Raw genomic sequence first — 16,336 nt, forward strand, 5'->3', positions numbered from 1 at the left:
AAGATCGTCCTGATGATTTGCCTGGCACTCCCGCTCTGTAGCTGCGGCTTGAGCATGACCCAACAACGCAAATACACGACGTACCAGTCCTCCGATTTTTGGGCCGACGGAGCCTCCGCCAGACCGCTGCCTCGGGGCGCATCCGCGCAGCATGATCTCGCGCGGGACGCGAGCGCGAAAGCGCCGCCTGCGATGACTGCCGCGCTTCTCAAACGCGGCAAAGATCAATTCACGGTGTTTTGCTCGCCGTGTCACGGCGCTTCAGGCGACGGCGACGGCGTCATCGTGCAACGGGGTTTCCCGCATCCGCCGTCCTACCATTCCGACGACCTCCGCTCGGCTCCCGCTCAACACTTCTTCGAGGTGATCACAAATGGCTATGGGGTCATGTACTCTTACGCTTCGCGGATCGAACCCGCGGATCGCTGGGCGATCGTAGCCTATATTCGCGCGCTGCAGTTGTCGCGACAGCCGGCGCTGGCTTCTCGAAAGGCGCAATAAATCGCGAGGTCGCAATGTTGGAAAGCATGGAGCGTCGGGATCGCGAGCATGGGCGGATCGCCTCGCTGCAAGTCTCCCTCGTCCCTGCCCTCATCGTCGCCGTTCTGGCGCTCGCCGGCATGGCCGTCATTTTTCTATATGACGCAAGAATCGCCGCCGGAGGCTGGCTCACGGCCCTGGTGCTCTGGAGCGGCATCGCGATTGGCTGCCTCTTCGCCCTCATGATTCACACTCTAACCGGCGGTCGATGGGGTACGCGATTTGCCCCAGCGCTCTTCCCCGCCGCAATGGCCCTGCCGCTGATTGCGGCGCTCTTCGCTCCAATCCTTGTGGAGCTGAAGATCATCTATCCTTGGGCCTATGACCCGGCGTCCACGCCAAGCGACGTCTCGCAGCTCTATCTCAACATCCCCTTTTACATCGCTCGAAGCCTAGGCGCGCTCTTCTTCTGGACCATCATGGGTCTCCTCTTGACGCGCGTGTCGGGTGGGGCCGCCGTCCTCGTCGCAGCCATCGGCTTGGGTATCCACGGCCTCATCATCGGCTTGATTGGCCTTGACTGGATTCTCTCGCTCGAACCCGCTTTCATCTCGACTTCTTTCGGCGCAACCCTGGCGTTCACGCAATTCGCCGCAGCGCTTGCCTGGGCCGCGATCATCTCTCCTACCGACAGCAAGGATCCCGCGCTCGCAGATATCGGAGGACTTCTCCTCGCCACCCTTCTTGGGATCACCTACTTGAATTTCATCGCCGTGCTGGTGATCTGGTACGGCAACCTGCCGCAGAAAGCGCTGTTTCTCGTGCGACGCGACGAAGGGCCCTGGATGTTGATCGGCGTTCTCGCCTTCGCGCTTGGCTCCGTCTTCCCGATATTCTCGCTCTTCCTGGAACGCGTTCGTAGCAGCGCGTTGGGATTGCGCTGCATAGGCGCGGTCGCGCTCGTCGGGATCGCGCTCTACGACGCCTATCTGATCGCCCCCTCCTTCGGCGTGCTGTCGCTTGCCTCGGCGCTTGTCGCGAGTACCGCGGTCGGAGCCCTGTTCGTCGCCTTTCTCAGCCTGTCCTGGGCGAAAGACGCGCATAAGAAATGGAGCGCCGCGCGTGCCCGATGAACCCGACGATCTGGCGTCTCCCGACGTTGACGTCGGGCGCGTGCTCTATGTCGCGCTGGGCGTGCTGTTCATTCTTGGAGCGGGCATCGCCATCTCGCTCGGACTTTACGCCTGGAAGGCGCCGAGCCGCACTTTCGTCTCGCCAAGCGCCTTTCCGCAACCGAGCGTGCTGGAGACTCCAAAGCAGGAGCAGCGGCAACCCTGGATCACCAGCCCCCATCCGGTCGACACCGATAGCGAGGCAAGGTCGGTCATTCCGATCGAGCAAGCGATGGACATGATCGCCAAACGCGGAGCCGATGGCTATGCGCCCATCGAGCAAAGCCCGCCCGCCGCGAAGGCGCCGCCGCCTGCCCGGCCGCGCGCGCCCATCCGGAACAGAAAGATTCTGCACAAAGGGTGAAGCTACTGAGGCGCAAGCTCTGCTTGTGAGGAGCGCAGGCCCGAAGCTCTTCAACGATGACAGGTGGAACAATCCGTCAGATGTCCGGTGTCGATACGATGCTCCTGAAGAAGCTCACGGCCCTTGCGCTCCTGATCCTCTGGCGGCCTCCAACCGGTCTTGAAAATGTCGGCCAACGGTCGAAGGTTTGGCGCCGGATTGCGATGGCAGTCCAAGCACCATGACATCGTAAGCGGCTGCGTTTGCCGCATGAGCGGCATCGTCTCGACGGCGCCATGACAGGTCGAGCAACCCACGCCATTCGCTATGTGTACGGAATGATCGAAATAAACATAGGCCGGCAGATGGTGCACGCGCTTCCAGCGTATGGGCTTGCCCTCCGCGAGGCTCTCGCGCACAGGAGCCAGCATCGGCGCATTGGTGAAGATCTGGGAGTGGCAGGTCATGCATGTATGCGTAGGCGGAACCCCGGCGACGGGCGACTTCTCGACCGAGCTATGACAATAGCGGCAGTCGAGCTTGAGTCCTCCCACATGATGTTCGTGGCTGAAAGGGACCGGTTGCTCCAACGTTATGTTTTCTCCCGTGATGAAGGGCGACCTCATGACGCCATATGCGACGCCGATCGCGGCTAGGGGAACAAGGATGATCGCAATCAGAACAATCCGAGCGATCGTGTCCGCAAAGGGTCGAAAAATCTGCGGCATCGTGGTTCTCGCGGATCGCGTGCGTCACCGCTGATCGCGGGAACGCTCGCTGCTAAAGTCCCGTCTGTTCGAAAATGTTCCCAATTTCCTGCTTAATGCAGGCGCTACGGCAGATTTTGGCGGGCGCCCGCATTGGCGCCGGAACATTTGTTTTGCAGCAGGCGTTACTTCCGCCAGGGGCTTCGCGGGGTCTTAGCCCTGGCCGAGGGTTCCATGGCTCTTCCCGGACTGTCCGAGCGTCACGTTACGGTGGAGTACAACGGCCCCGCTGGCGGTTGGGGTTCGTTGCGCGGCGTGGTTGAGGTTGCCGGCACGGAGTTGGATTCCCCCGCCGTGCTCGACACGCTTCTGCACCAGAACAAGCCGCATGGTTTCATGTGCGTTTCCTGTTCTTGGGCCAAGCCCGCAGACCCTCATCTTTTTGAGTTCCGCGAGAACGGCGCCAAGGCGACGCTCTGGGAGGCGACAAGCCTGCGATGCACGCCCGAGTTCTTTGCGCGCCACACTGTGACGGAGCTCAGAGAATGGAAGGATTTCGATCTCGAGCAGCTGGGCCGCCTCACTCATCCCCTGCGCTACGATCCGCAAAGCGATCGCTACATGCCCTGCTCCTGCGGCCTGAGTGATCGTCTGCGCGGCGTCGAGGGAACGAACGCGCGACGTGCTGCTGATGAACCCCGATGAGATCGCGCGCCGGCTTGAGCGAAGGACAGATGGTTTCGCTCGAGAGCGACGCCGAGGATGGCGTCGCACGCAATGTGGGACCGCTGAGAGTGATGAGCTTCAGCCTGCCGGACGGATGTCTCGGCGCCTATTACCCTGAAATGAACGCGCTCGTCAGCCTCGCGCACCACGAGAGGCTGTCGAAGACCCCGGCCTCGAAATGCCGTGCCGGTCCGCATCCGGGCCTGACGCATGGCGCTGGCCCCTTAGGGCATGTCACGGATAAGTGCGAAGCGGTTCTCCATGACATGCTCTGAGTTCTTAATTGGGAGCCTAGTCCCTATCGATCGCGTGTTTCCGCGCGATTGGGACGCGCGCTAAAGGCCCAAAAAGCTGAGGAACCCAGTCTTAGCCGCCTTACGGTCCAGCGCCGCAAGTTCTTCGTAGGCTCGCTGAGCGGCCGCTCGCAGTTCCAAAACTTTCTCGTCAGGGACGGTGAAGTCGGTGGCGGCGTCTCGAAGCGCGCGGCGCGCCTCGTCGAGCTGAGCTTGGGCGAATGCGATGAGTGAACGACTTGTCATTTGTCCCTCGTGACTGGGGCGCGAGATATCGGCCCTGCCTGGGCGAAACCCCGGCGCCGCATGGCGCAAGATTTTCGATAGCGTCGCCGAGGCGGGCGAGAGTTGATTGTCTCTTTGATTTGATTGGTGCCGCAAGAGGGATTCGAACCCCCGACCCCATCATTACGAATGATGTGCTCTACCAACTGAGCTATTGCGGCCCTTGCGGGCCTCGCGACCACTGCGCCGAGACCAGGCTGCCATCGGCGCAGGACCTTCTATCGGGCGAGCGCCGTCTTTTCAAGCCGCAAGCCCGGTCGAATGACGCCTATTTCTTCACGCCGTCCCCAGTGAGGCCAGCCAAGGACTGCTGGCGAAGGCCTTCGACTTCGCTGCGGGTCTTGGCGAGCTCGGATTGTGCCGTGCGCGCGCGGCGACGGATGTCCACATGCCCCAGCCAGGAGACGGCGGCGCCGAGCACCACGCCGAGGGCGACCGCCGCGAAGATCACGAGAAAAAGCGGAGCCTTGAAGCTGAACTCCGACGCATCGCCTCCCGGGAAAGGATCGAGCGAGATCGTCACCGGCGCCCGATTGGCCTCCGCCAGATAGAGGGCGGCCAGCGCCACCACGACTAAGAATAAGAGGCGCAGAAAGCGCATCGTTTCCGTTCCCTTCGGCCCGAAAGCCAAGTCCTCGACATGCTGAAGGATGAACGGTCCTAAGACCGGGCGTCGGGGCCGCTGAGGCCCTCAGTCTCGTAGTTCTCGTTCAAGCGCTCGCGCATTTCCTTGCCCGTCTTGAAGAAGGGCACGCTCTTCTCCTGCACGGACACGCGTTCCCCTGTCCTCGGATTGCGGCCGGTGCGCGCCTCGCGCTTCTTGACCGAAAAGGCGCCGAAGCCGCGCAACTCGACACGATCGCCCCGCGCCAGCGCCGCGCTGATCTCGCCGAGAATCGTGCTGACGATCGCCTCGACGTCGCGCTGGTAGAGATGATCATTACGATCCGCGATCCGCTGGATCAGCTCGGACTTGATCATTTCTTCAACCTCCGTCCATTCTGCAAGCCCTTCAAACTCAATATCCGCGCGGACCTTGCCAAATGGCCAGCACGCCGTCAAGCGAGGCGCGCGGCTCCAGAACGCTCTCAAGCGCCGCGGCAAGCTGCGCGAAGCCCGTCGCACGCAGCGCGCTGGAGGCTATTCCGAGAATCCCGAGCTGATCGAGCTTGCTCTTCTTCTTCCAGTCGCGAATCGGGAGCTTCTTGGCGACGCCCTTCGTTTGCTCGAGCCAGAGAACCGCTTCGCTCTCTCCGCCGAAGGCGTCCGCGAGCTTTAAGGGAACCGCCTGCCGGCCGGTGAAGACGCGCCCGTCGGCGATCTTGGCGAGCTCCTCGTCGGTGAGGCCCCGACGCTCCTTCACCAGCCCCTTGAACCAAGCATAATTGTCCTCGATCAGCGCCATGATCGCGGCGCGCGCGGCGTCGCTGGTCGGCTCGAATCCGTTCGGCGCGTTCTTGAGCGGCGAGGATTTAAACTCGTCGACCTTCACGCCGATCATGTCGAGCCCCTTGTAAAGGCTCTGCACCTCCGCCAGCACGCCGATCGAGCCGACGAGCGAGTTTCCGCGCACGAAGATCCGATCCGCGCCAAGCGCGGCGATATAAGCGCCCGAGGCTCCGATATTGCTGACCACGGCGACGACTGGCTTTTTTTCGGCGAGCTTGCGAAAGGCGAGATAGACCGCCTCCGCGCCCGTCGTCGTGCCGCCGGGGCTGTCGATCGCGAGCAGCACCCCGGTCGCCTTCGATTCCTCGAGTTCTTTTATGAGATCGAGCGTGTCACGGTCGCCCGTGATCATGCCCTCGACAATGAACCGGGCAATATGCGGCGAACCCTTGTCCAACGACTCGACTCCCGAGAATTTGGAGACGGCGATCAGCGCGGCGAGCAGCCCGGCTCCGATCGCAGCCAGCCGCCAGTAGCCGAGCTTGCGGCGCATGCGGCGGCGGTCCAGGAGATAATCGCTAGAGGGCGACGTCATTGCGGATCTCCTCGGGCGGTCGGCGGGCTAGAAAGGGAAGTTATTTTAAGCCTATAGCGCTATTCTTGCGCCGAGGCTATCGGGTGTTGGTGCGAGTGATCCCGGACGCGAGCGCCGCCATGCCCCACGCTCGCGCGCCCCCAGGCCGCGGAAACCCTCATCCTTCGTGACACGCCCTGCGCGCGCTCCTTTGGATGAGGGCGACTCGTCCCCTTCAACGATTGGCTCAACCAGCCCCCCGCCTTGCATCCCTCCCTGCCCTTTGCTAGCTCCGCCCCAACCTTTGGAGCCCTCATGAAACTTCCCAACCAATTCTATCGCCCGCTCGCCATCGGCGCCCCTGCGCCCTTGCGGGAGCTCCCCGTCAAGGTCGAGCGGATGATCCATTTTGTGCCGCCGCATTTGGAAAAAATGCGCGCCAAGGTCCCGGAGATCGCCAAGCAAGTGGACGTCGTGCTCGGCAATCTCGAGGACGCCATCCCTTCCGACGCCAAGGAAGCCGCGCGCAAAGGCTTCATCGAAATGGCGAAATCCACCGACTTCGGCTCGACGGGCCTCTGGACGCGCATGAACGCGCTGAACTCCCCCTGGGCCCTGGACGATATGATCGAGATCGTCGGCGCGGTCGGAAACAAGCTCGACGTCGTGATGCTGCCCAAGGTCGAAGGCCCCTGGGATATCGCCTATCTCGACCAGCTCCTCGCGCAGCTCGAAGCGCGCAACGGCGTTAAAAAGCCTATCCTGATCCACGCGATTCTCGAGACCGCCGAGGGCGTCAAGAACGTCGACGCCATCGCCTCCTGCTCGCCGCGCATGCACGGCATCAGCCTCGGGCCGGCGGATCTCGCGGCGTCACGCGCCATGAAGACGACGCGTGTCGGCGGCGGCCATCCCGACTATCGCGTGCTCGCCGACGCCGCCGAGACCGGCGCCGCCCGATCGGCCTATCAGCAGGACCTCTGGCATTACACCATCGCCAAGATGGTCGACGCCTGCGCCTCGGCCGGGATCAAGGCTTTCTACGGCCCGTTCGGCGACTTCTCCGACGCAGCCGCCTGCGAGGCGCAGTTCCGCAACGCGTTTCTGCTCGGCTGCGCCGGCGCCTGGTCGCTGCACCCGTCTCAAATCGCCATCGCCAAAAAGGTCTTCTCGCCCGACCCGGCCGAGGTCGCCTTCGCCAAGCGCGTGCTCGACGCCATGCCCGACGGCGCCGGGGCGGTGATGATCGACGGCCGCATGCAGGACGACGCGACCTGGAAACAGGCCAAGGTCATCGTGGACCTCGCCCGTCAGGTCGCGGCGGCCGATCCGGAGTTCGCAAAGATTTACGGGTTTTGAACTCGAACCCCGCCTTTGATCTCTTGGCGGGGCATTCTCCACGCGCGCTCCGAAGCCCGCGCAGCCTTGTCCAGGAGGCAAAATCGGGGCAAAATGCATCTCAACTGGGAACTACCCGGCGAAATTTCGGATCAATTAACGGTTTTTCGCCGCAGATCGCGTTGGGAGATTGCCATGAAACATTCGCTCCGGGCCTCGCTTGTCGTGCTCTTATCATTGACGGCCGCTGCTGTCGCAGCACAAGAGCCGCGATATTTTCTGATGTCGGACGGCAAACCAGAAAATGATTTTGTCTTCGAGCTGCGCGACCCTGAACAGATCGCAAACGCGCTACGCATCATTCACGACCACCCCGAACCGCCGCCTCACGTCAGCGGAATTATCGTGCTCACGCCGGCGCCTTACAACAGGCCTTGGGGCTTCCACTACGAGCCGCGCACAATCTCCTTTCCGGAGATAAGCACTGAGGTGTGCGACGCCGAAACCTCTTACGTGCAAAAGCATCTCGACGAGGTTGGCGGTCATTTCCTACCGGGAAACCGCTGGTGCCCATGGAGCCAGCATGTGATCAAAGAGATGCCGTCGCCGCGCTAGCGCGTGCGATGACGCCGCCAGGGGTCGGCTCAGGCACGCCAGTCGTTGTCGGATAGGTCAGCGGCAAGCCCTCCAGCATCCGCGCCGCCAGATAGGCGAAGGCCTGCGCCTCGAGGAAGTCGGGCGACCAGCCCACGACATCGGCCGTCGTGACCTTGCAGGGAAGGCGCAGCACCAGCTCGCGCACGAGGATAGGATTGCGCGCGCCGCCGCCGCAAACGATGAGGAGCTCCGGCTCCCTAGGCAGATGCGGGAAGAGGCGCAGCACCGAACCCGCCGTGAAAGCCGTCAGCGTGGCGGCGGCGTCCTCAGTTGAGAGATGACTTATCGCCTTAGGAGAAAAAGCATTGCGATCTAGCGATTTAGGTGGCGTATCCTCAAAGAATGGATGAGATAACAAGCGCAGCAAGGCGGCCTCATTGACGCGCCCGCGCGCCGCCGTTCGGCCATGCCGGTCGATGGGCGCGCCGGTGCGCTGGAGCATGAGATCGTCGATCAGCGCATTACCCGGCCCCGTGTCGCAAGCGATCGGTTCAAGGCCGTCCTCGACATAGGTGACGTTGGCGACTCCCCCAATGTTGAGCAGCGCCACCGGCCCGCGGAAGCCCGCAGCGGCGACAAGCGCGCGGTGGAACACAGGGACGATCGGCGCGCCCTCCCCTCCGGCGGCAAGGTCCGCAGCGCGAAAGTCGTGGACCACGTCGAGCCCCAGCCTCCCCGCAAGCGCGGCGCCGTCGCCGAGCTGGACGCTCAGACGCTCCTTGGGGCGGTGCAGCACCGTCTGCCCGTGAAACCCGACGACCGAAATCGACGCCGGGTCAATCGCGTAATCGGCGAGAAAGGCCTCGACGGCTTCCGCGTGGCGGTCCGTCACCATTTTTTCCGCGACCGCCAAGACGCCAGGACGCGCCGTCCGGTCCTGTAGCGTCGCCGCTTCCGCGAGCGCGCCGCGCAAGAGCCCCCGGTCGGCGTCGGAATAGGGAAAGCTCCCCGTCGGGCCAAAGACGAGCTGTTCATCGCCGTCGGTCTCGAGGAGCGCCACGTCGACGCCGTCCATCGACGTGCCGGACATGAGGCCGATCCCGCGATAAGTCGGCATCAGAGCGCGCCTTCAAAGTGCGAGACCATAGAGGCGCCCACCGCGAGACCCCTCCCCAACCCTCCCCCACTCCGCGGGAGAGGGAGCGGACTCTGGGCCGCATCAGCACATCGCGCAATTCTGATCGTTGGGGTCCCCTCTCCCGCTTGCGGGGGAGGAACAGGGAGGGGGCGCGACGCGCCGATCGATTCCCGCATAGCCTGCACGTTCTTGACCATCATTGCTCGCACGCCGACAGTCTAGTTGAAGTCGTCAGGAAACGCGAAGGGGCGGCGGGCCTTTCCTGGGACCCGCCGCCCTTTTCTCCGGCGCGGTGTGTCTCGCATGCGCCGGAGCGTCCTGCCCCGCGCGCTAGAGCGACGCGAGATAACCCATCGGATCGACCGGGGTCTTGCCCTTGCGCAGCTCGAAGTGGAGCTGCGGGGTCGGCACATCGCCGCTTTGCCCGGATTTGGCGATCGTCTGCCCGCGGGTGACCTGATCGCCGGCCTTCACATTCAGCTCCCCATTGTGGGCGTAAGCCGAGACGAAGCCGTTCGGATGCTTGATCAGCACGAGATTGCCGTAGCCCTTCAGGCCGTTCCCCGCATAGGCCACGACGCCGCTCTCAGCCGCCTTGACCTGCGTGCCCTCGGGCAGCGCGATGTTGATCCCGTCATTGCCGCCGGAGGTGAAGCTCTGGATGACCCGACCCCGCGCCGGCCAACGGAACTCGGGATGCGCGCCCGATCCGACCTTCTCCGTGGGCTCCTCGTCGCTGGCCGCTGGCGCAGCCGCTGCGACCTTGGGCGCGGCGGAAGGGGCCGGCGCCGCAGGCGTGGGCGGCGGGGACGCGGCGGCGACGGCTGCGGGCGCCGCGGGCGGAGCCTTGGCAGCGTGCGCGGCCTGGGCGGGCGCCGGCTTCTGCGCTAACGCCGCCGGCTTCGCCACGGCGACCGGCTGCGGCTTCGCGGCGGCGAGCTGCGGTTTCGTCTGCGCAACGGCGGGTTTCGCTTGGGCAATCGCGGGCTTCGCTGGCGCCGCCGGCTGCGGCTTGGCTTGCGCGACCGGCTGCGGCTTTGCGGCGGGCGCGGCGGCGACCTGGGCGACATGGCCGGGCTTTGCCGGAGCGGGCGCAGCCGCAACCTTAGCGGGAGGCGGAGCCGCGGGCGTCGGCGCGGGCTTGGGGGCTTCGGCGACCTGGCGCGGCGCGGAGCTGGCCGGCTTCGGCGTCGCCGCGACCCTGCCGCTATAGACCGGGATCACGAGACGGCTTCCCGGCGACACTTCAGAGGCGCTGGAAAAGCCGTTGACCCGGACCAGAACGTCCGTCGGGACGCCGTAGCGATTGGCGACAATCTCGGGGGTTTCTCCCTCCGCGAGGGTGACCGGCGTGCCGCCCTGAGCGGTCCAGTGATCGTATCCGTTCGCCGCGGCGCCGGCGGCCGCGACGGGAGGGTTGAGCGGCTGAGAGCGAACCGGGCCGGGAGCGGAGCCGCCGGAGATCGAGCCTGTCGCCACATTGTCGACCGGACGTCCGGGGCGCGAAGCCACCTTCGTTCCGAAAGGATCGGAGAAGGGATCGGACGCAAAACGACTGGCGTCCGAGCAGCCCGAAATTGTAGCCGCCGCGCCGGCCGCGAGGGCGAAACGCAGCGCGACCCGAGAAAGAAGGAACTGACGCATTGTAGCCATGACGCGACCCACCCGAACGCAAATCTGATCAGTCTCTTCTACGCCGCCCCGGTTAAGGGACGGTTTAAGATGAACATAGATCGGGCAAAATCTCGAAACTGCGCACGTCTCCTGTATCGGCCTGGAGTCGCGACGCAGCGTGATCTAGAGCCGCGCGGCCAGGCCCGCCGCCGCCAAGGGCAGCCGACAGGGGCCGAGATCGGTCTCCCTGACGCCTTCTCCCGTCCGTTCAAGGCGGATGCTGCGAGTCTGGCCTTGGCCCACCCGAGCGAAAACCAGAACGCCGCCGAGAGCGAGCCGCTCGACCAGCCCGGCCGGGGTGTCCCGCGTCGCGACATGGAGGATGATCCGCTCGAAAGCGCCAAGCTCCGCGGGCGGCTCGAGACCGTCGGCATGGATCACGCGTGCGTTCATGACGCCCGCGCTCGCGAGCCGCGCCGAGGCCTCCGCCGCGAGAGACGCGTAGCGCTCGAGCGAGATCACCTCGCGCGCAAGCTGCGCGAGCACCGCCGCGGCGTAGCCCGAGCCCGATCCGACCTCGAGCACGCGATGCTCGGGCGTGACGCGAAGCGCCTCGATGCGCCGTCCGAGATCGGCGGCGGAGGGCATCGACTGGCCGCAGTCGATCGGCAGCGCCATGTCGCGATCGGCCAGATCTCGAAAGCGATGCGGCGCGAAGAGCAGCCGCGGGGCGCGCTCGATGGCGCGCATGATCGCAACGTTCCGCACGCCCGCGCGGCGCAGCTGCAAGAGCAGCGCAGCGCGCTGCTCGACCTCCGCCCCAGCCGTGAGCTCCGCGCTCATGTCTCGACCTCGAAGATCGAGGCCAGCGTCGTCACGGTCGGATGATCGGTCAGGTCGAGCTTGAGCGGCGTGATTGAGATCAGACGCTTCTCGAGCGCCTCGAGATCGGTGCCCGCTTCCGGGGTGAAGTCGGCCCGGCGGAAGGCGATCCAATGATAGGGATTGCCGCGGCCGTCGCGGCGGTCCTCGACATACATGAGATCGGCGCTTCGGCGACCCTGCACGGTGATCGCCACGCCCTTGACGTCCTCGGCCGGACAGGGCGGAAAATTCACATTCATCAGGACGTTCTGCGGAACGCCCGCCGCGATGAGCCGGCGCAGCACGGAAGCGGCATGGGCCTCAACGCAATCCCAGTGCCCCTCGCGCCGGCCGGAAAAGAAATCATAGGCCTGCGAGAGCGCGATCGAGGGAATGCCGAGCAAGGCGCCCTCCATCGCCGCCGCGATGGTGCCCGAATAGGTCACGTCCTCGGCGACGTTTTGGCCGTTGTTCACCCCCGAGAGCACGAGGTCGGGCGGCCGGTCCATGAGCTTCCTGACCGCGACGATCACGCAGTCGGTGGGCGTGCCCCTCACCGCGAAGTGACGCGGCGAGATCTCCCTTATGCGGAGCGGATCAGTCAGCGATAGCGAATGGGCGACGCCGGACTGATCGGATTCCGGCGCGACGACGAAGATGTCGTCCGAGAATTGGCGCGCTATTTTTTCGAGGAGAGCGAGGCCCGGCGCGTGCACCCCGTCGTCATTACTGAGAAGAATGCGCATGCCGCTCGCTTTGCTTCTGTAGCCCGTGTCTCTCCCCTCCCCCCTTGTGGGGGAGGGCTAGGGAGGGGGCGGTGGATCGATTCCCAAAAAAGCGCGCCGCCCCTGAGACCTTCGCCGACAGCGGCGGCAGTTCGTCATTGATTGTATGAAGGCGATTATGCGTGGAAGCGAGATGGACTCAAGGACGGCGCTACGCGCCGCCGCCGAAGGCGGTTGCGAAGCAATCCTTGACTTCATATCGCTCCCACGCGACGCTCCACCATGCAATTCAATGATAAATCTGCTCTCCCGGGTCAGTCTTGCGTCCGGTGAGCCGCGCCCAACCTTGCCGGCGACACCGCCATCTCACCTCTCGCGCCCGATGCGCTCTATTCCGCCCATATAAGGCCGCAAAACCTTGGGCACGGTGATCGAGCCGTCGGCCTCCTGATAGTTCTCCAGCACCGCGACGAGCGCGCGCCCGACCGCGACGCCGGAGCCGTTGAGCGTGTGCACGAAGCTCAAGCTCCCGCCCTCGCTCGCGCGATAGCGCGCATTCATGCGCCGCGCCTGGAAATCGCCGCAGACCGAGCAGGAGGAAATCTCGCGATATTTCCCCTGCCCCGGCAGCCAGACCTCGAGATCATAGGTCTTTTGCGACGCGAAGCCCATGTCCCCCGTGCAGAGCACGACCTTGCGATAGGGAAGCTCCAGAAGCTGCAGCACCTTCTCGGCGCAGCCGGTCATGCGTTCATGCTCTTCGAGCGACTGCTCGGGCGTCGTGATCGAGACGAGCTCGACTTTATAGAACTGATGCTGGCGAATCATGCCCCGCGTGTCGCGCCCCGCGGCCCCCGCCTCGGCGCGAAAGCAATAGGTGCCGGCGGTCATACGCAGTGGCAGCTGCGATTCATCGAGGATGAGCCCGCTGGCGAGATTGGTCAGCGGGACCTCGGCGGTGGGGATGAGCCAGTAGCTTGCCGTCGCTTCATCCTGGCCTGTCCCCGAGGCCGGACGCCCCGCCGTCACAGAGAACTGATCCTCGCGAAACTTCGGCAGCTGCGCCGTGCCAAACATGGCCGCATCGCGCACGAGCAGTGGCGGCGCCACTTCCGTATAGCCATGCTGGTCTGTGTGCAGATCGAGCATGAATTGCGCGAGCGCGCGCTCGAGCCGCGCGAGCTTGCCCTTGTTGACGACGAAGCGTGCGCCGGAAATCTTCGCCGCCGCCTCGAAGTCCATGAGGCCGAGGCCCTCGCCGAGTTCGAAATGCTCCTTCGGCGTGAAGTCGAAGTTCCTCAGTTTGCCCCAGCGGACGACCTCGACATTGTCGTTCTCGTCCCTGCCGCCGGGAGCGCTTTGCAGGGGAGAGTTGGGGATCTCGCCAAGCGCATCCTCAAGCGTCTTGATCGCTTCGCGCTCGGCGGCCTCGAGCTTCGGCCAGTCCTCCTTGATCTTCGCGACCTCGGCCTTCAGCGCCTCGGCTTTTGCCTGATCCTTCTCCTTGAGCGCGACGCCGATCTCCTTAGAGGCCGCGTTACGGCGCTCCTGCGCGCGCTGCAGCGCCGAGATCGCCATCTTGCGCGCGTCGTCGAGGGACACCAGCCGGTCGGCAATGGGCTCCAGGCCGCGCCGCGCGCGCGCCGCGTCAAAGGCTTGTGGGTCGTCGCGAATAAGCTTGATGTCGTGCATGAAGGAAGCCGCCGGGGAAAGAGGAAGGCCGCCTTGTCCCGCAAGGCCGCGAGAGCGTCAAGGAGCCGAAGCGCCCCCTCCCCAACCCTCCCCCGCTTCGCGGGAGAGGGAGCACGGTTGCGCCCGTCATCGAGAGTTCGCGTAACGCTGGCCGCCCCCTCTCCCGCGAAGCGGGGGAGGGTACGGGAGGGGGGTTCCTCACCCCGCCTTCGGCAATTGCGGCTGCGGATGCGAGGGAATGTCGCCCTCGAGAATCGCAAAGAGCAGATGATCGCGCCACTGCCCGTTGATGCTGAGATAGGAGCGCGCATAGCCTTCCTGCGTGAAGCCGACACGCAGCAGCAGGCGCTTAGACGGCTCGTTCGTCGGCAGGCAGGCCGCCTCGATCCGATGCAGCCCCTGGAACTCGAAAGCGTAGTCGATCGTCGCGCGCACCGCGCGGGTCATGATGCCCTGCCCCGCGTAAGGCTGACCCATCCAATAGCCGAGCGTCGCCGCCTGCGAGACCCCGCGCCGCACATGGCCGAGCGACAATCCGCCGACGAGCGCGTGGTCCTCTTCGCGGAAGACAAAATAGCTGTAAGCCTCGTCGCGCGCGGCTTCCTCCGCGTGGCGCTTGACGCGGAAGCGGAAGGCCATGCGCGTCAGATCGTCATGCGGCCACACCGGCTCCCAGGGAGTCAGAAAAGCGCGACTCTTCTCTCGCAGCGAGGCCCACTCGGCATAGTCGCGCATCTGACAGGGACGCAGATAGATCCCCTCGCCTCGAATCGTGACCTCGCGCCTCGGAAAGCTTACGCCGAAAAGCGCCATGGTCACGCCCCTGCGCCGACGCGCGCCGCTCGCGCATGCTCCAGGATGAAGCGTTTCACGGTCTCGGAGTCCCTCTTCATGCGCGCAATTCTTTCCTTTCCTTCTAGAACCGGGGCCAGCCGCGGCGGCGGCTCGATGCGCAGGCCGATCGCGCGCTCGATCGCGTCAGGAAATTTCGCCGGATGGGCGGTCGACAGCGCGACGACCGGCGTTCCTGGGCTTTTCTCGAGTTGCGCCCGCGCCGCGCGGACGCCCGTCGCCGTATGCGGATCAATCACATATCCGCTGTCGCGATAGGTCCGGGCGATCTCGGCCTGGGTCTCGGCCTCATTAACGGCCAGCGCGTCGAAATCCTCGCGAACCGCTCTTAGCGCCCCCGGCGGGATTTCAAAAGCCCCGTCGCGGTCGAGGGCCTCGAAGGCCTGAACCACGCTACCCGAATCGCGGCCGATCGCGTCGAAAAGCAGCCGCTCGAAATTCGAGGAGAGCTGAATATCCATCGACGGCGATTGCGTCGGCGTCACGCCGCGAGGCTCGTAGCGTCCCGTCGCCAGAGCCCGCGCCAGAATATCGTTCTCATTCGTCGCGACGATGAGCCGCTCGACCGGAAGCCCCATGCGCTTCGCGACATAGCCCGCGAGCACGTCCCCGAAATTTCCCGTGGGCACGGCGAAGGAAATCTTGCGATGGGGAGAGCCGAGCGTCACGGCGCTCGTAAAGTAGTAGACCATTTGCGCGACGACGCGCGCCCAGTTGATCGAATTGACCCCGGCGAGACCTACGCCGCGGCGGAAGGACTCGTCGCGGAAGAGGCCCTTGAGCAGCGTCTGCGCATCGTCGAAGGAGCCGTCGAGCGCGATCGCGTGAACGTTTGCGTCGGCGACGGTCGTCATCTGACGTCGCTGCACGTCGGAGACCCGCCCGTCCGGATAGAGGATGAAGACGTCGACGTTGGCGCGCCCACGGAACGCTTCAATCGCTGCCGCGCCCGTGTCGCCCGAAGTCGCCCCGACAATCGTCGCGCGCAAGCCGCGCGTCTCCAGGAGGGCGTCCATGAGCCGCCCCAGGAGCTGCATAGCCAGATCCTTGAACGCGAGCGTCGGCCCGTGAAAAAGCTCCAGGACGAAAAGATTATCGCCGATCTGCGTGAGCGGCGCGACCGCCGCATGCGAGAATGTGGCGTAGGCGCCTCGGGCCGCCTGATGCAGGAGGTCCCGCGGCAATCCTTCGGTGAAGGGCGCGATCAGGGTTTCCGCCGTCTCGGCGTAAGGACGGCCGGCGAAGGCTGCGATCTCCTTATGGTCGACGGTCGGATAGCGGCGTGGGACGTAAAGTCCGCCGTCGGCGGCCAGTCCCGTCAGCACCACCTCGTCGAAGGGAAGCTCGGGCGCGCGCCCTCGCGTGGAAATATAGTCCAAGGCTCGACTTTCATTGCCCGACGGCGGAGGCCGAAACGGGCGAGAATCTTAGCACGGAGAAAGCCGCAAGGCGAAGGCGCCCTCGGCGTTGCTCCAAAGGATCGCGCTCCGCAGGGGCCGTCTGGAAGGACCCGCCTCCCCGCGGCTTCGAGGCTTGCGCCTTCGCGC

The 16,336-nt window shown here is 64.9% G+C and carries 18 protein-coding genes, 1 tRNA gene and 1 pseudogene; 7 read left to right on the forward strand and 13 right to left on the reverse strand.

The window, feature by feature from the left end:
- Nucleotides 1–54: 54 nt before the first annotated feature.
- Genes QMG80_RS14165 through QMG80_RS14175 form a run of 3 tightly spaced genes read left to right on the forward strand, consistent with a single transcriptional unit; the run spans nucleotide 55 to nucleotide 2,016 of the window.
- Nucleotides 55–501, forward strand: a complete 447-nt coding sequence (locus QMG80_RS14165) for a c-type cytochrome (protein WP_432806971.1) — start codon at nucleotides 55–57, stop codon at nucleotides 499–501.
- Between the two features lie 14 nt (nucleotides 502–515).
- Complete coding sequence (locus QMG80_RS14170; protein WP_085769759.1) at nucleotides 516–1,613, forward strand: hypothetical protein; 1,098 nt, start codon at nucleotides 516–518, stop codon at nucleotides 1,611–1,613.
- Complete coding sequence (locus QMG80_RS14175) at nucleotides 1,603–2,016, forward strand: hypothetical protein (protein ID WP_085769760.1); 414 nt, start codon at nucleotides 1,603–1,605, stop codon at nucleotides 2,014–2,016. Before QMG80_RS14170 ends, QMG80_RS14175 begins: the two co-directional genes overlap by 11 nt.
- A gap of 50 nt (nucleotides 2,017–2,066) precedes the next feature.
- Here QMG80_RS14175 and QMG80_RS14180 read toward each other — a convergent pair whose 3' ends face one another.
- A complete protein-coding gene (locus tag QMG80_RS14180; protein WP_085769761.1) occupies nucleotides 2,067–2,723 on the reverse strand; it encodes a cytochrome c3 family protein in 657 nt (218 codons plus the stop codon).
- 213 nt (nucleotides 2,724–2,936) lie between these two features.
- On the opposite strand from QMG80_RS14180, the pseudogene QMG80_RS14185 reads away from it, so the two are divergent.
- Both QMG80_RS14185 and QMG80_RS14190 read left to right on the forward strand, forming a co-directional pair.
- Nucleotides 2,937–3,335: pseudogene (locus tag QMG80_RS14185) on the forward strand (FdhF/YdeP family oxidoreductase); the annotation flags it as partial.
- Nucleotides 3,336–3,403: 68 nt separating this feature from the next.
- Complete coding sequence (locus tag QMG80_RS14190) at nucleotides 3,404–3,703, forward strand: hypothetical protein (protein WP_085769762.1); 300 nt, start codon at nucleotides 3,404–3,406, stop codon at nucleotides 3,701–3,703.
- A 60-nt stretch (nucleotides 3,704–3,763) separates the two neighbouring features.
- On the opposite strand, the gene QMG80_RS14195 is transcribed toward QMG80_RS14190, so the two are convergent.
- The 5 genes from QMG80_RS14195 to sppA all read right to left on the reverse strand — a co-directional run bounded on the left by QMG80_RS14195 (nucleotide 3,764) and on the right by sppA (nucleotide 5,990).
- Nucleotides 3,764–3,967, reverse strand: a complete 204-nt coding sequence (locus QMG80_RS14195) for a hypothetical protein (protein ID WP_085769763.1) — start codon at nucleotides 3,965–3,967, stop codon at nucleotides 3,764–3,766.
- Nucleotides 3,968–4,091: 124 nt separating this feature from the next.
- Nucleotides 4,092–4,167, reverse strand: a tRNA-Thr gene (locus tag QMG80_RS14200).
- A 107-nt stretch (nucleotides 4,168–4,274) separates the two neighbouring features.
- Entirely contained in the window at nucleotides 4,275–4,607 is a 333-nt protein-coding gene (locus QMG80_RS14205; protein WP_085773399.1) for a LapA family protein, read from the reverse strand.
- 59 nt (nucleotides 4,608–4,666) lie between these two features.
- A complete protein-coding gene (ihfB, locus tag QMG80_RS14210) occupies nucleotides 4,667–4,987 on the reverse strand; it encodes an integration host factor subunit beta (RefSeq protein ID WP_085769764.1) in 321 nt (106 codons plus the stop codon).
- Between the two features lie 37 nt (nucleotides 4,988–5,024).
- Nucleotides 5,025–5,990 carry a signal peptide peptidase SppA gene (gene sppA, locus QMG80_RS14215; protein ID WP_085769765.1) on the reverse strand — a complete coding sequence of 322 codons (966 nt, stop codon included), beginning with the start codon at nucleotides 5,988–5,990 and terminating at the stop codon, nucleotides 5,025–5,027.
- A gap of 294 nt (nucleotides 5,991–6,284) precedes the next feature.
- Here sppA and QMG80_RS14220 point away from each other — a divergent pair, with 294 nt between their 5' ends.
- Both QMG80_RS14220 and QMG80_RS14225 read left to right on the forward strand, forming a co-directional pair.
- The gene (locus QMG80_RS14220) at nucleotides 6,285–7,328 is read left to right on the forward strand and encodes an HpcH/HpaI aldolase/citrate lyase family protein (RefSeq protein ID WP_085769766.1); all 1,044 of its coding nucleotides are present in this window, start codon (nucleotides 6,285–6,287) and stop codon (nucleotides 7,326–7,328) included.
- A 93-nt stretch (nucleotides 7,329–7,421) separates the two neighbouring features.
- Complete coding sequence (locus tag QMG80_RS14225) at nucleotides 7,422–7,922, forward strand: BP74-related protein (RefSeq protein WP_210190835.1); 501 nt, start codon at nucleotides 7,422–7,424, stop codon at nucleotides 7,920–7,922.
- Here the strand turns inward: QMG80_RS14225 and QMG80_RS14230 are convergent.
- From QMG80_RS14230 to thrC, 7 genes are all read right to left on the reverse strand, one after another.
- Complete coding sequence (locus QMG80_RS14230) at nucleotides 7,897–9,021, reverse strand: anhydro-N-acetylmuramic acid kinase (protein WP_085769768.1); 1,125 nt, start codon at nucleotides 9,019–9,021, stop codon at nucleotides 7,897–7,899. The two genes, QMG80_RS14225 and QMG80_RS14230, sit on opposite strands and share 26 nt — an antisense overlap.
- A gap of 351 nt (nucleotides 9,022–9,372) precedes the next feature.
- On the reverse strand, nucleotides 9,373–10,695 hold the full coding sequence (locus tag QMG80_RS14235) for a peptidoglycan DD-metalloendopeptidase family protein (RefSeq protein ID WP_085769769.1): 1,323 nt from the start codon (nucleotides 10,693–10,695) through the stop codon (nucleotides 9,373–9,375).
- 144 nt (nucleotides 10,696–10,839) lie between these two features.
- Nucleotides 10,840–11,499 (reverse strand): protein-L-isoaspartate O-methyltransferase family protein, encoded by a 660-nt coding sequence (locus QMG80_RS14240; protein WP_085769770.1) that lies wholly within the window; start codon nucleotides 11,497–11,499, stop codon nucleotides 10,840–10,842.
- Nucleotides 11,496–12,266, reverse strand: coding sequence for a 5'/3'-nucleotidase SurE (gene surE / locus QMG80_RS14245; RefSeq protein WP_085769771.1), 771 nt, complete (start codon nucleotides 12,264–12,266; stop codon nucleotides 11,496–11,498). Before surE ends, QMG80_RS14240 begins: the two co-directional genes overlap by 4 nt.
- A 345-nt stretch (nucleotides 12,267–12,611) precedes the next feature.
- Nucleotides 12,612–13,937, reverse strand: coding sequence for a serine--tRNA ligase (serS, locus tag QMG80_RS14250; protein ID WP_085769772.1), 1,326 nt, complete (start codon nucleotides 13,935–13,937; stop codon nucleotides 12,612–12,614).
- 198 nt (nucleotides 13,938–14,135) lie between these two features.
- Nucleotides 14,136–14,750, reverse strand: a complete 615-nt coding sequence (locus tag QMG80_RS14255; RefSeq protein ID WP_085769773.1) for a GNAT family N-acetyltransferase — start codon at nucleotides 14,748–14,750, stop codon at nucleotides 14,136–14,138.
- Between the two features lie 2 nt (nucleotides 14,751–14,752).
- Nucleotides 14,753–16,168, reverse strand: coding sequence for a threonine synthase (gene thrC / locus QMG80_RS14260; protein WP_085769774.1), 1,416 nt, complete (start codon nucleotides 16,166–16,168; stop codon nucleotides 14,753–14,755).
- Nucleotides 16,169–16,336: the final 168 nt, after the last annotated feature.

It is taken from the genome of Methylocystis bryophila (genome assembly GCF_027925445.1).
GTDB classification, from domain to species: Bacteria; Pseudomonadota; Alphaproteobacteria; order Rhizobiales; family Beijerinckiaceae; genus Methylocystis; species Methylocystis bryophila.

Excerpts from the sequence above, each read along its gene's own strand:
- QMG80_RS14165 (WP_432806971.1), top strand. The coding sequence starts at position 55 with ATGACCCAACAACGCAAATACACGACGTACCAGTCCTCCGATTTTTGG.
- QMG80_RS14170 (WP_085769759.1), top strand. The coding sequence starts at position 516 with ATGTTGGAAAGCATGGAGCGTCGGGATCGCGAGCATGGGCGGATCGCC.
- QMG80_RS14180 (WP_085769761.1), bottom strand. The coding sequence starts at position 2,723 with ATGCCGCAGATTTTTCGACCCTTTGCGGACACGATCGCTCGGATTGTT.
- QMG80_RS14190 (WP_085769762.1), top strand. The coding sequence starts at position 3,404 with ATGAGATCGCGCGCCGGCTTGAGCGAAGGACAGATGGTTTCGCTCGAG.
- QMG80_RS14195 (WP_085769763.1), bottom strand. The coding sequence starts at position 3,967 with ATGACAAGTCGTTCACTCATCGCATTCGCCCAAGCTCAGCTCGACGAG.
- QMG80_RS14205 (WP_085773399.1), bottom strand. The coding sequence starts at position 4,607 with ATGCGCTTTCTGCGCCTCTTATTCTTAGTCGTGGTGGCGCTGGCCGCC.
- ihfB (WP_085769764.1), bottom strand. The coding sequence starts at position 4,987 with ATGATCAAGTCCGAGCTGATCCAGCGGATCGCGGATCGTAATGATCAT.
- sppA (WP_085769765.1), bottom strand. The coding sequence starts at position 5,990 with ATGACGTCGCCCTCTAGCGATTATCTCCTGGACCGCCGCCGCATGCGC.
- QMG80_RS14220 (WP_085769766.1), top strand. The coding sequence starts at position 6,285 with ATGAAACTTCCCAACCAATTCTATCGCCCGCTCGCCATCGGCGCCCCT.
- QMG80_RS14225 (WP_210190835.1), top strand. The coding sequence starts at position 7,422 with ATGCATCTCAACTGGGAACTACCCGGCGAAATTTCGGATCAATTAACG.
- QMG80_RS14230 (WP_085769768.1), bottom strand. The coding sequence starts at position 9,021 with ATGCCGACTTATCGCGGGATCGGCCTCATGTCCGGCACGTCGATGGAC.
- QMG80_RS14235 (WP_085769769.1), bottom strand. The coding sequence starts at position 10,695 with ATGGCTACAATGCGTCAGTTCCTTCTTTCTCGGGTCGCGCTGCGTTTC.
- QMG80_RS14240 (WP_085769770.1), bottom strand. The coding sequence starts at position 11,499 with ATGAGCGCGGAGCTCACGGCTGGGGCGGAGGTCGAGCAGCGCGCTGCG.
- surE (WP_085769771.1), bottom strand. The coding sequence starts at position 12,266 with ATGCGCATTCTTCTCAGTAATGACGACGGGGTGCACGCGCCGGGCCTC.
- serS (WP_085769772.1), bottom strand. The coding sequence starts at position 13,937 with ATGCACGACATCAAGCTTATTCGCGACGACCCACAAGCCTTTGACGCG.
- QMG80_RS14255 (WP_085769773.1), bottom strand. The coding sequence starts at position 14,750 with ATGGCGCTTTTCGGCGTAAGCTTTCCGAGGCGCGAGGTCACGATTCGA.